The 11,276-nt window shown below is 69.8% G+C and carries 11 protein-coding genes; 5 read left to right on the forward strand and 6 right to left on the reverse strand.

Going from position 1 to position 11,276, the window contains the following annotated elements; genetic code table 11:
• Nucleotides 1–13: 13 nt before the first annotated feature.
• From FHW81_RS09970 to FHW81_RS09985, 4 genes are all read right to left on the reverse strand, one after another.
• Nucleotides 14–934, reverse strand: coding sequence for a hypothetical protein (locus FHW81_RS09970; protein ID WP_003114542.1), 921 nt, complete (start codon nucleotides 932–934; stop codon nucleotides 14–16).
• 168 nt (nucleotides 935–1,102) lie between these two features.
• Nucleotides 1,103–1,915, reverse strand: coding sequence for an aldo/keto reductase (locus FHW81_RS09975; RefSeq protein ID WP_003114541.1), 813 nt, complete (start codon nucleotides 1,913–1,915; stop codon nucleotides 1,103–1,105).
• On the reverse strand, nucleotides 1,912–3,087 hold the full coding sequence (locus FHW81_RS09980) for an NAD(P)/FAD-dependent oxidoreductase (RefSeq protein WP_023090918.1): 1,176 nt from the start codon (nucleotides 3,085–3,087) through the stop codon (nucleotides 1,912–1,914). Before FHW81_RS09980 ends, FHW81_RS09975 begins: the two co-directional genes overlap by 4 nt.
• Nucleotides 3,088–3,147: 60 nt before the next feature.
• Nucleotides 3,148–3,480 (reverse strand): DMT family transporter, encoded by a 333-nt coding sequence (locus FHW81_RS09985; RefSeq protein ID WP_003095735.1) that lies wholly within the window; start codon nucleotides 3,478–3,480, stop codon nucleotides 3,148–3,150.
• Between the two features lie 84 nt (nucleotides 3,481–3,564).
• Between FHW81_RS09985 and FHW81_RS09990 the strand changes: the two genes are divergently transcribed.
• Together FHW81_RS09990 and waaA are read left to right on the forward strand one after the other, a co-directional pair.
• Complete coding sequence (locus tag FHW81_RS09990; protein ID WP_003114539.1) at nucleotides 3,565–4,449, forward strand: LysR family transcriptional regulator; 885 nt, start codon at nucleotides 3,565–3,567, stop codon at nucleotides 4,447–4,449.
• 35 nt (nucleotides 4,450–4,484) lie between these two features.
• Nucleotides 4,485–5,762: a lipid IV(A) 3-deoxy-D-manno-octulosonic acid transferase gene (gene waaA / locus FHW81_RS09995; protein WP_003114538.1), complete on the forward strand. Its 1,278-nt coding sequence runs from the start codon at nucleotides 4,485–4,487 to the stop codon at nucleotides 5,760–5,762.
• A gap of 48 nt (nucleotides 5,763–5,810) precedes the next feature.
• On the opposite strand, the gene FHW81_RS10000 is transcribed toward waaA, so the two are convergent.
• Complete coding sequence (locus tag FHW81_RS10000) at nucleotides 5,811–6,410, reverse strand: helix-turn-helix domain-containing protein (RefSeq protein WP_003095727.1); 600 nt, start codon at nucleotides 6,408–6,410, stop codon at nucleotides 5,811–5,813.
• 77 nt (nucleotides 6,411–6,487) lie between these two features.
• Nucleotides 6,488–8,434 (reverse strand): FAD-dependent oxidoreductase, encoded by a 1,947-nt coding sequence (locus tag FHW81_RS10005; RefSeq protein ID WP_003146337.1) that lies wholly within the window; start codon nucleotides 8,432–8,434, stop codon nucleotides 6,488–6,490.
• Between the two features lie 173 nt (nucleotides 8,435–8,607).
• Between FHW81_RS10005 and FHW81_RS10010 the strand changes: the two genes are divergently transcribed.
• The 3 genes from FHW81_RS10010 (at nucleotide 8,608) to aruR (ending at nucleotide 11,275) form a co-directional block, all read left to right on the forward strand.
• Complete coding sequence (locus FHW81_RS10010) at nucleotides 8,608–9,699, forward strand: ABC transporter substrate-binding protein (protein WP_003095722.1); 1,092 nt, start codon at nucleotides 8,608–8,610, stop codon at nucleotides 9,697–9,699.
• Between the two features lie 76 nt (nucleotides 9,700–9,775).
• Nucleotides 9,776–10,423: a TetR family transcriptional regulator C-terminal domain-containing protein gene (locus FHW81_RS10015; protein WP_016264095.1), complete on the forward strand. Its 648-nt coding sequence runs from the start codon at nucleotides 9,776–9,778 to the stop codon at nucleotides 10,421–10,423.
• Nucleotides 10,424–10,540: 117 nt separating this feature from the next.
• Nucleotides 10,541–11,275 carry a two-component system response regulator AruR gene (gene aruR / locus FHW81_RS10020; protein ID WP_016264096.1) on the forward strand — a complete coding sequence of 245 codons (735 nt, stop codon included), beginning with the start codon at nucleotides 10,541–10,543 and terminating at the stop codon, nucleotides 11,273–11,275.
• Nucleotide 11,276: the final 1 nt, after the last annotated feature.

An 11,276-nucleotide genomic window follows, 5' to 3' on the forward strand; every position in this document is an offset into this window, starting at 1 on the left:
AAGCCCGCCCGGTTCAGGCGCTGGCGCGGTCGCGTCCACCGCCGGCCTGGTCGCCGTTGCTGGATGGCCACAGTGCCAGCCAGTCGCGGAAACGGATGCGTTCCTCATGCACCAGCCAGCCGTCCTGTACGGCAAAGCTCTCGGCCAACCACAGGCCGCGGGTGGCCGCAGGGCGTAACTGGCCCTTGCGCAGGGTGAACAGGTCGCCGGTGGGGCGCCCCTGGTCCAGCGGCAGCAGGTAGAGATCGGGGCGCCGACGGTCCAGGCGCGCCACCAGCGGACCGCTCTCGAGCCGCTCGTCGACATGGTAGAGGCTCGGCTCGCGCGCATCGCGCGGCAGCTCCAGGCGCATGTCGTAGACCAGTTGCAGCGAGGCCGTGGGCAGGTGTACGTAGGCGCGCGGGCGCTCCAGCAAGCGCAGGCTGCCGGCTTGCACCGGACGGGCGGCGCCGGACAGCGGGGTGAGGACGAAGTGGCTGTTCTCCCGGTAGCGCAGCGAACCCTGGTAGGGCGTCGGCAGCCAGGTGTCGCCGAAGCGCCCGCCGAGCCAGCCGCCGGCGGTCTCCACCAGGCATTCCTCGGCGACTTCCTGGATCGCCGTGAGCAACGGCAGGTTCAGTTCGTGGGCCGGTACGTAGCCGGAGATCAGCTTGAGCACGGTATCGCCGCGGTCCAGCCGGCGCTGACGGACCAGCACCCAGTAGTCGCGGCCCTGCCAGTTCAGGGTCAAGCGCACCGAGACCCCCAGGTTGGCCAGCTCGGCGACGAAGCGCTGCGGGTCGGCTACCTCCATGCGGCGGCGGCGTACGAGCATCTGCTGGAAGTTCAGCGGCAGGCCGAGGGCCTGGTAGACCAGCCCGTCCGGGGAGGCCTCTACCAGCAGCGGCAGGGTCTTGAAGGCGGACGGATCCTTGCGGGCGAGCATACGGGGCATACGGGGCTCCTTGTCGGGTCATCGCGCCGGGGCGGGACGGAGGCTCACGTTCGATGCACCGGCCACCGGAGGCGAGGGCGGCAGGCAGGATACGGCTCGTTCGGGAGGAACATGGCAGCGGAATGCACCGCGGGTGTCAACCCGCGGATGTTGCAGCCGATGTATGGTTCAGGCCTTTTTCAGGGCTTGCGCGGCCATCGCGACATTATGGGCCAGGTGCAGCGGATTGATGGTGCCGACGATGGCGGCGGCGACGCCCGGCTGGTCGAAGACCAGTTCGAAGCTGGCACGCACCGGGTCCTGTCCGGCGCCCAGGCAGGCATGCCCGCTGGCCAGCGCCTTCTTCACCAGGATGCCCTTGGCATGGGCCGCGGCGTACTCGATGACCGGGCGCTCGGCGCGCTCGTTCAGGTTGTAGGTGACCATCGCGCAATCGCCCTCGCGCAGGGCGCGCAGGCCACCTTCGACGGTCTTGCCGGAGAGTCCGTAGGCGCCGATCAGGCCCTCGCGCTTGAGCGCGGCGAGAGTCGGGTAGACCTCGCTGTTCTCGAGGATATCCAGGTCGTTGCCATCGGAATGCACCAGCACCAGCTCGATCCGGTCAGTCTCCAGGCGCTTCAGGCTGCGCTCGACGGAGCGCCGGGTATGCGCGGCGGAGAAGTCGAAGACTGACTGGCCGTCGACGAACTCTTCGCCGACCTTGCTGACGATCACCCAATGTTCGCGTTGGCCGCGCAGCAGCGGGCCGAGGCGTTCCTCGCTGCGGCCGTAGGCCGGGGCGGTGTCGATCAGGTTGATGCCGAGGTCGCGGGCCAGGGCCAGCAGGTCGGCGGCTTCGCGGTCGTCGGGGATGGTGAAGCCGGAAGGGTACTTCACTCCCTGGTCGCGGCCGAACTTGACGGTGCCCAGGCCCAGCGGCGAAACGGCCAGGCCGGTGTCGCCCAGCGGGCGGTGCAGGTCGTGGAGGGTATCCCTGATCATGCGAAGGCCACCTCCCAGGCCGGTTCGGCGAGCGGCGGACGCGGCAGTCGCGGCAGCGCGGCATGTTCGCTGGGGCGGATGCCGTCTTCTTCCAGGCGGGCGCAGACCCGGTCGGCGAAGTCAGGGGCCAGCGCCAGCTTGGTCGGCCAGCCGACCAGCAGGCGTCCCTGTTCGGCGAGGAAGGCGTTGTCCGGGCGCAACAGGTTGGACTGTGCCGGCTCGGCGCGATCCACCCGCAAGGTGGCCCACTGCGCCTGGCCGAGGTCGATCCAGGGCAGCAGCTTTGCCAGTTCGCGACGCGCTTCGGCGATCTGCGCGGCTTCGTCGCGGGCCACGCCATCGGCTTCGGCGATGTCGCCGCCGAGGTACCAGACCGACTGGCCGTCGCGGGTCGGATGGGTGGTCACGGTGATCCGTGGCTTCGGCCCTGCCCCCAGGCAGTGGGCGTACAGCGGTTTCAGGGTCGCCGCCTTGACCATCACCATGTGCAGCGGCCGCCGCTGCATGGCCGGTTGTTCCAGGCCCAGTTCGCGGAGCAGCGCCTCGTTGCCGGCACCGGCACTGAGCACCACGCGCTGGGCACGGATCTCCCGGCCGTCGACGCACAGGCCGGCCAGTTCCCGGCCTTCGCGCAGCGGTTCGATGCGTTCGCCGGCGAGCAGGCTGTCGCCGGCCAGTTCCGCCAGGCGGCGAATCAGGTCGGGGACGTCGAAGACGATTTCCGTGAGGCGGTAGGCCTTGCCCTTGAACCCCTTGTCGCGCAGCGCCGGAGGCAAATCCTCGCCCTTGGCCTGCTCGACCCGGCTGCGCACCGCCTTGCTGGCGAAGAAGCTGGTAAGGCTGCCGGCCAGGCCGCCCGGCGACCACAGGTAGTGCGCCTCGGAAAGCAGGCGCACGCCCCGCAGGTCGAGTTCGCCGTCGCTGCCGAGACAGGCGCGCCAGCGCCGCGGCATGTCGGCGATGGCTTCGGAGGCGCCGGTCAGGGCACCATGCAGGGCGTACTTGGCGCCGCCGTGGATGATCCCCTGCGACTTCACGCTCTGTCCGCCGCCGAGGCTGGCGCTTTCCACCAGCACGGTGGCGTAGCCGGCCCGGCGCAAGCGGGCGTTCAGCCAGAGGCCGGCGATACCGCCGCCAACGATGAGGATGTCGGTGGAAAGGGCTTGGGGCATGGGGCTGCCTTATCGGGAACGGAAAGGGCGCAGTATACAACCTGCGCCCGCGACGGTCGTTCAGTGCCCCGAAGCGCGGGAGAACAACTGGATCACCAGCACGCCGGCGATGATCAGGCCGATGCCGAGGAGGGCGGCGGGGTCCAGGCGCTGGCCGTAGACGAACATCGCCACCAGGCTGACCAGGACGATGCCCAGTCCGGACCAGATGGCGTAGACCACGCCGACCGGCAGGGTGCGCATGACCAGCACGAGCATGCTGAAGGCGAGCACGTAGCCGCCCACCACCAGCAGCAGCGGCAGTGGCTTGCTGAATCCGGCGACGGCTTTCAGCGAGGTGGTGGCGACCACTTCGGCGGCGATGGCGATGGCGAGGTAGAGATAGTTGGTCATGGCGGGGTCCTCCGGAAACTGCGGCCATTCTAGGGAGCCGGCGGATGGGATAAAGTCGTTACCTATCTTTATTGGAGATAGGTTATGCAGTGGAACCTGGAGCAGATCCGCCTGTTCGTCAGCGTCGCCGAGCGCCAGTCGTTCTCTGCCGCCGCCCGCGAACTGAAGCGGGTGCAATCGGCGGTGAGCAACGGCATCGCGCTGCTGGAGGCGGACCTCGGCGTCACCCTGTTCGAACGCAGCAGCGGACGCCAGCCGCGCCTGACCGACGAGGGCCGGGTGCTGCTGGCGGAGGCGCGCGAGGTGCTGCGCCAGTGCGAGCGCCTGCAGGGGCGCGCGCTGGGGCTGGCGCGCGGCGAGGAGCCGCGGCTGCGCCTGGCCCAGGACGAGGCGATGCCCTACCAGCCGGTGCTGGACAGCCTGGAAGCGCTGGCGCAGCGCTTTCCCAGTCTGGAGGTGCAGGTGTCCAGCGGCGGCCAGGGTGACGTCACCCGTCGTTTGCTCGAGGAGCAGGCTGACCTCGGCCTGCTGTTCCACCATGAGCGCATGCCTGAGTCGCTGGAGCGGCGGCGCCTCGGCAGCGTCGAGATGGTCACGGTGTGCGGTGCCGGCCACCCGCTGGCCGGGCTGCAACGGGTCAGTCGCCGCGAGCTGGCACAGCACCGGCAACTTTTGATCGTGCCCCAGCAGAGCGGCTATCCGGGCGGCGAGCAGATCAGCCCGCAGGTCTGGCGGCTGGACAGCTTCTATTCCATGGCCGAGCTGCTGATGCGCAACCTCGGCTGGGCCTGGCTACCGCGGCACGTGGTGCAGTACCCCACCTACGACCGGCTGATGGTGGAGCTGACCAGCGACTGGACGCCGCCGGCGCTGGTGGTCGAACTGGTCTGGCGGCGCAACGAGGTGCTCGGCCCGGCGGCGGCCTGGCTCGGCGAAACCTTCACCCGCCACCTGCGCGCCATCGGCTGAGCCGGTCGGCGGGAGTTTTGCTAAGCTGCGCGCCCATGAACCGTACCCTCTATACCCTGCTGTTCCACCTCGGCTTGCCGCTGGTGGCGTTGCGCCTGTGGTGGCGCGCGCGCCAGGCACCGGCCTATGCCAAGCGCATCGGCGAGCGTTTTTCCCTGTCCTTGCCCGAGGTGCCGCCCGGCGGCATCTGGGTGCACGCTGTCTCGGTGGGCGAGAGCATCGCCGCCGCGCCGATGGTGCGGGCGCTGCTGGAGCGCCATCCGCAGCTGCCGGTCACCGTCACCTGCATGACCCCGACCGGCTCGGAGCGCATCCGCGCATTGTTCGGCGAGCAGGTCCGGCACTGCTACCTGCCCTACGACCTGCCCTGGGCGGCGGCGCGCTTCCTCGACCGGGTGCGGCCGCGCCTGGCGGTGATCATGGAAACCGAGCTGTGGCCCAACCATATCCATGCCTGCGCCGTGCGCGGGATCCCGGTGGCGCTGGCCAATGCGCGCCTGTCCGAGCGCTCGGCGCGTGGCTACGCGCGCTTCGCCGGGCTGACCCGGCCGATGCTCGCCGAGCTGTCCTGGATCGCCGTGCAGACCGAGGCCGAGGCCGAGCGCTTCCGTCGTCTCGGCGCGCGTCCTGAGTGCGTCAGCGTGACCGGCTCGATCAAGTTCGACCTGCGCATCGACCCGCAGCTGCCGCTGGCCGCTGCTGCCCTGCGCGAGGAATGGGACGCGACGGCGCGACCGCTGTGGATCGCCGCCAGCACCCATGCCGGCGAGGACGAGATCGTCCTGGCAGCCCACCGGCGCCTGCTGGAAACGCGTCCCGACGCGTTGCTGATCCTGGTGCCGCGCCATCCGGAACGCTTCGCCGGCGTCCACGAGCTATGCCGCCGCGAAGGCTTCGCCACGGTCCGGCGCTCCGGCGGCGAGCCGGTGGCACGCGCGACCCAGGTGCTGCTCGGCGATACCATGGGCGAGCTGCTGTTCCTCTATGCCCTGGCCGACATCGCTTTCGTCGGCGGCAGCCTGGTGCCCAACGGCGGGCACAACCTGCTGGAGCCGGCGGCCCTGGGCAAGCCGGTGTTCGCCGGTCCGCACCTGTTCAACTTCCTCGACATCGCCGCGCAATTGCGCGACGCCGGGGCGCTGCTCGAGGTGACGGATGCCGGCGAGCTGTGCGACGGCCTCGCGCGCCTGTGGGCGCAGCCGGAGGTCGCGACGGCCATGGCCACTGCCGGAGAGAAGGTGCTGCGCAACAACCAGGGCGCCCTGGAGCGGCTGCTGGCGGGGTTGGCGCGGTTGCTCGGGCGCGGCGGGTAGCGCTCGCCCCGTCGGCCCTCCCCTGGCCCTGCATCGCGACAGGGCGTTTCAGAACGTCGGCGGGGTGATCACCCAGAGCACCAGGGTATCGCTGTCGCCCGGGTTGCCGTAGCGATGCGGTTCCTGGCTGGAGTAGCTGAAGCTGTCGCCCTCGCGGAGCTGGAAATGGCGGTCGCCGACCCAGAGTTCGAAGATTCCGCTGAGGATGTAGCCGGCTTCCTCGCCCTCATGGCTGTAGCTCTGCTGGCTGTAGGTGCCCGGCGGGAAACGCGAGTGGAGGATCTCCAACTGGCGGCTGGGCTGCGGGGTGAGCAGTTCGTCGATGATGCCGTCTTCGTAATGCACGCTCATGCGCGTGTTGCGCCGCACCACGTAGCCGGCGTCCGCCGGGTCCACCGCGGCCTCGCTGGCGAAGAACCACTGGATGGTCACGCCGAGGCTGCGGGCGATGTTGAACAGCGCCGGAATCGACGGATACGCCAGGTTGCGTTCCAACTGGCTGATGTAGCCGGCGGTGAGTTCGCTCTGTGCGGCCAGCTCGGCCAGGGTCAGGCCGCGGCGCTTGCGCAGGCCGCGGATGCGGGTGCCGAGGAAGTGCGTTTCGCTGCGCGGCGTGTCGGTGGCGTCCGGCGGTGACGGGCGGGGCATGCGGCGGGGTCCTGGCTGCGTTTGCGGCATTCTAGGGGCTGGGCCGGGACCCGTCGAGGGAGCCGCGGCCGCGCCGCTCAGATGCTCCAGGCGGCCTTGAGCCCTTCGTAGATCGCCTCCTCGGCGGTGCGGGGGGCCAGGCAGTCGCCGATCCGCAACACCTCCGCCAGGCCGTGCAGGCTGTCGGCCAGGCGGTCCACCGGCTGGTGGCCCTGGCATAGCACCAGGGTATCGACCTCCTCGAACAGCATCGCCTCGCCGCTGGCGCTGTGCTGCATGTACACCGTGGTATCGTCGCAGCCGTACAGGCGGGCGTAGGGCGTGACCGGGATACCCAGGCGGTGCAGCTCGCCGGCCAACTGGTCGCGCACATACAGCGGCAGGCTCTCGCCGCAGTGGGTGCCGTTCACCGCCAGGCGCACCTGGTGGCCCTCGCGTACAAGCTTTTCCGCGATACCGGGGCCGATCCAGTCGCCCCGCCAGTCGGTGACCAGCACCGAACGACCGACCCGCACCTCGCCGCGCAGCACCTGCCAGGCATCCACCACCTGCAGCTCGCCGCCGCGCTCGAAAGGCGGCCAATAGGGTTCGGCGCCGGTAGCGACGATCACCAGGTCCGGCCGTTCGCGCTCCACCAGCGCGCGGTCGACCGGCGTGTTGCGGCGTACCTCGACGCCGGCCAGTTGCATCTCCCGTTGCAGGTTGGTGGAGGCGCCGCCGAATTCCGCGCGGCGCGGCAGCAGTTGCGCCAGGTTGACCTGGCCGCCGAGCTGGGCGCCGGCCTCGCAGAGCACTACCTCGTGTCCGCGCTGTGCCGCCACCGCCGCCGCCTTCATCCCCGCCGGGCCGCCGCCGGCGACCAGCACGCGCTTGCGCCGCGAGGCCGGATTGGGCGTTGCGTAGGTCAGCTCGCGGCCGGTTTCCGGGTGCTGGATGCAGGAGATCGGATAGCCTCGGTGGAAATGTCCGATGCAGGCCTGGTTGCAGGCGATGCAGGCGCGCACGTCGTCGCTGCGCCCGGCCTCGGCCTTATTCGGCATCTGCGGGTCGCAGATCAGCGCGCGGGTCATGCCGCAGACGTCGGCCTGGCCTCGGGCGAGGATGGCCTCGGCCTCCTGGGGCTGGTTGATGCGCCCGGTGACGAACAGCGGGATCGCCAGGCGCGCCTTGAAGGTACCGGCTTCGCGGGCCAGGTAGGCCGGCTCGATGGCCATCGGCGGGACGATATGGATGGCGCCGCCGAGGGAGGCCGAAGTGCCGGCGACGATGTGCAGGTAGTCCAGCTCGCCCTGGACCGCCTCGGCCGCCTGCAGCGACTCGCTTTCGCTGAGACCCTCGGGGTCGCGCTCGTCGGCGGACAGGCGCAGGCCGACGATGAAGTCCTCGGAGGTGGCCGCGCGCACCGCTGCCAGCACTTCGCGGAGGAAACGCAGGCGGGCATCGAGGTCGCCGTTGTAGCCATCCTTGCGGCGGTTCACCCGCGGGTTGAGGAATTGCGCCGGCAGGTAGCCGTGGCTGGCGACCACCTCCACCCCGTCCAGTCCTGCCTCGTGCAGGCGGCGCGCGGCGGCGGCGTAGCCGGCGACGATCTCGTCGATCAGCGGCTGGTCGAGTTCGCGTGGCATCACCCGGAACCGTTCGTTGGGCGAGGCCGAGGCGGAATAGGCCACCGCCAGCAGGCCGTCGGCGGACTCCATGATCTCGCGCCCGGGATGGAAGATCTGCGACAGCACCACGCAGCCTTCGGCGTGGCAGGCCTCGGCGACCCGCCGGTAGCCGGGGATGCAGGCATCGTCGGTGGCCATCAGCACGTGCGAGGTGTAGCGCGCGCTGTCGTGGACCCCCGCCACCTGCATGACGATCAGTCCGGCGCCGCCGCGGGCCCGGGCGCGGTGATAGGCGACGAGTGGCTCGTTGACCAGGTTGTCGGTAGGCATCGACGTGTCGTGGCCGCTCGACATGATGCGGTTTTTCAGGCGTTTGCCCCGGATTTCCAGGGGGCTGAACAGGTGCGGGAAATTCACGGTTGGCGTCCTTCTTGTTGTTCTCGCGGCGCGCTTCAGAAACAGGATATGAATTTACCATCAGTAAAAAATCAACTTGTTTTTTTAAAATCGACTGGATAGTTTCTGTCCCGTGGCCGCTTCCCGGCGGCTCGCTGCGATCCACTCCACAACAAGAACAAGAGGAGACGCACATGAACCGTTCCTTTCCGTTGCGCCGCGCGGCCAGCGCCCGTCCGCACCCGGTTTTTCCTTGCCGCGTCCTGCTCGGCGCCGTCCTGCTGGCGTTCGGCGGCCTCGCGCCGGTCCAGGCCGATGATGGCCTGGTGGTGGTCGGCTACGGCGGCGCCGGACAGAAGGCCCAGGAGGTGGCGTTCTTCCAGCCCTTCACGCAGCAGACCGGGATTCCCGTGGTGCAGAGCGAGTACAACGGCGAGATGGCCCGGATCAAGGTGATGGCCGACACCGGTCACGCCGACTGGGACCTGGTCCAGGTCGAGGGGCCGGACCTGGCGCGCGGTTGCGACGACGGCCTGTTCGAGCGTCTGGACTGGCAGGCCATCGGCGGCAAGCAGCAGTTGATCGCCAATGCCGCCCAGGAATGCGGTTCCGCCGCGCTGGTCTGGGGCGTGGCGATCGGCTACGACGCCGACCGGCTGCAACAGCCGCCGGCGTCCTGGGCCGACTTCTGGGACGTCCAGCGCTTCCCCGGTAAGCGCGGCCTGCGCAAGCGGGCGATCTACAACCTGGAGTTCGCCCTGCTCGCCGACGGCGTGCCACGCGAGCAGGTCTATCCGCTGCTGGCGACCCGCGCCGGTGCCGACCGTGCCTTCGCCAAGCTGGGCCAGCTCAAGCCCTACATCCAGTGGTGGGAGGCGGGAGCGCAGCCGGCGCAGTGGCTGGCCGCCGGCGACGTGGTGATGACGTCCACCTACACCGGGCGCATCGCCGACGCCCACCGCGCGGGGCGCAACCTGGCCCTGGTATGGCCGGGCAGCCTGTACGGCATGGACTACTGGGCGGTGGTCAAGGGTTCGAAGCGCGGCGCCGAGGCGCGTCGCTTCATCGCCTTCGCCAATGCCCCGGATGCCCAGGTGCGCTACGTCGAGAACATTCCCTACGGGCCGACCAACCGCCAGGCCGCCCAGCGCCTGCCCGCGCAACTGGCGAGCTGGGTGCCGACCGCGCCGGCGAACCTGGAGCAGGGCCTGGCGATGGACGACGAATTCTGGGTCGAGCACGGCGAGGAGCTGGAGGAGCGCTTCAACGCCTGGGCCAGCCAGTGAGACGGGCGCTACGTAACCTGCGATCATCGGGGCTGCCCGCCGGTGGTCGCGGGCGACGAGCAGGAGCCGCGAAAGGATGAACCAGGAAGTGCGCTTTTCCCGTCTGGAGCCAGAGCAGCGCAAGGCGCTGCTGATCGAGGCGACCCTGGCCTGCCTGAAGCGGCATGGCTTCCAGGGCGCCTCGGTGCGCAAGATCTGCGCCGAGGCCGGGGTATCGGTGGGCCTGATCAATCACCACTACGATGGCAAGGACGCGCTGGTGGCCGAGGCCTACCTGGCGGTCACCGGACGCGTCATGCGCCTGCTCCGCGGTGCCATCGACACCGCGCCGGGCGGCGCCCGCCCGCGGCTCTCGGCGTTCTTCGAGGCATCCTTCTCCGCCGAGCTGCTCGATCCGCAATTGCTCGACGCCTGGCTGGCGTTCTGGGGTGCGGTGGGCAGCATCGAAGCGATCGGGCGGGTCCACGACCATTCCTATGGCGAGTACCGGGCGCTGCTGGTCGGCGTGCTGCGGCAACTGGCGGAGGAGGGCGGCTGGGCGGACTTCGACGCGGAACTGGCGGCCATCAGCCTCAGCGCCCTGCTCGACGGGCTGTGGCTGGAGTCTGGGCTGAATCCCGCGACCTTCACGCCGCGGCAGGGCGTGCAGATTTGCGAGGCCTGGGTGGATGGCCTGGAGGCGGGCGCCCATCGCCGCTTCCGGCGTACGATGGAAGCTTGTTGATCGTCCGTTCAGTAGTGGATAGGCTGCTGCTGGCAGCGGAAGGCGCCCCGGCGCCTTCCGCCCACCGTCCGACAACCCAGAACAAGAAACGCCCCGGCCCGCCGGAGGCGCAAGGTGATGGCGATGGTTCCGCGCGTATTGGTGGTCGACGACGACCCGGTGATTCGTGAGCTTCTCCAGGCCTATCTCGGCGAGGAGGGCTATGACGTCCTCTGCGCCGGCAACGCCGAGCAGGCGGAAGCCTGCCTTGCCGAGTGCGCCCATCTCGGCCAGCCGGTCGAGCTGGTGCTGCTGGACATCCGCCTGCCCGGCAAGGACGGCCTGACCCTGACCCGCGAGCTGCGGGTGCGCTCCGAAGTGGGGATCATCCTGATCACCGGGCGCAACGACGAGATCGATCGCATCGTCGGCCTGGAGTGCGGCGCCGACGATTACGTGATCAAGCCGCTGAACCCGCGCGAACTGGTGTCGCGGGCGAAGAACCTGATCCGCCGGGTGCGCCATGCCCAGGCCAGCGCCGGCCCCGCCCGGCAGGCCCTCAGGCAGTTCGGCGACTGGCTGCTGGACGCCGACCGGCGCCGCCTGATCGACCACGCGGGCAACGAAACCCTGCTCACCCATGGCGAATTCCAACTGCTCGGCGCTTTCCTGCGCAACAGCAGGCATACCCTGAGCCGCGACCAGTTGATGGACCAGATCCGCAACCGCGAGTGGCTGCCCAGCGATCGCTCCATCGACGTGCTGGTCGGCCGCCTGCGTCGCAAGCTGCGCGACGACCCGGCCGAACCGCAACTGATCATCACCATCCACGGCGCCGGCTACCTGTTCACCGCCGCGGCCAGCGACGCCTGAG

It is taken from the genome of Pseudomonas sp. RC10-4-2, assembly GCF_050433085.1.
Lineage (GTDB): Bacteria > Pseudomonadota > Gammaproteobacteria > Pseudomonadales > Pseudomonadaceae > Pseudomonas > Pseudomonas aeruginosa.

What these genes read in the sequence shown, in the direction of transcription:
- FHW81_RS09970 (WP_003114542.1), bottom strand. Translation starts at nt 934, where the DNA reads ATGCCCCGTATGCTCGCCCGCAAGGATCCGTCCGCCTTCAAGACCCTG.
- FHW81_RS09975 (WP_003114541.1), bottom strand. Translation starts at nt 1,915, where the DNA reads ATGATCAGGGATACCCTCCACGACCTGCACCGCCCGCTGGGCGACACC.
- FHW81_RS09980 (WP_023090918.1), bottom strand. Translation starts at nt 3,087, where the DNA reads ATGCCCCAAGCCCTTTCCACCGACATCCTCATCGTTGGCGGCGGTATC.
- FHW81_RS09985 (WP_003095735.1), bottom strand. Translation starts at nt 3,480, where the DNA reads ATGACCAACTATCTCTACCTCGCCATCGCCATCGCCGCCGAAGTGGTC.
- FHW81_RS09990 (WP_003114539.1), top strand. Translation starts at nt 3,565, where the DNA reads ATGCAGTGGAACCTGGAGCAGATCCGCCTGTTCGTCAGCGTCGCCGAG.
- waaA (WP_003114538.1), top strand. Translation starts at nt 4,485, where the DNA reads ATGAACCGTACCCTCTATACCCTGCTGTTCCACCTCGGCTTGCCGCTG.
- FHW81_RS10000 (WP_003095727.1), bottom strand. Translation starts at nt 6,410, where the DNA reads ATGCCCCGCCCGTCACCGCCGGACGCCACCGACACGCCGCGCAGCGAA.
- FHW81_RS10010 (WP_003095722.1), top strand. Translation starts at nt 8,608, where the DNA reads ATGAACCGTTCCTTTCCGTTGCGCCGCGCGGCCAGCGCCCGTCCGCAC.
- FHW81_RS10015 (WP_016264095.1), top strand. Translation starts at nt 9,776, where the DNA reads ATGAACCAGGAAGTGCGCTTTTCCCGTCTGGAGCCAGAGCAGCGCAAG.
- aruR (WP_016264096.1), top strand. Translation starts at nt 10,541, where the DNA reads ATGGCGATGGTTCCGCGCGTATTGGTGGTCGACGACGACCCGGTGATT.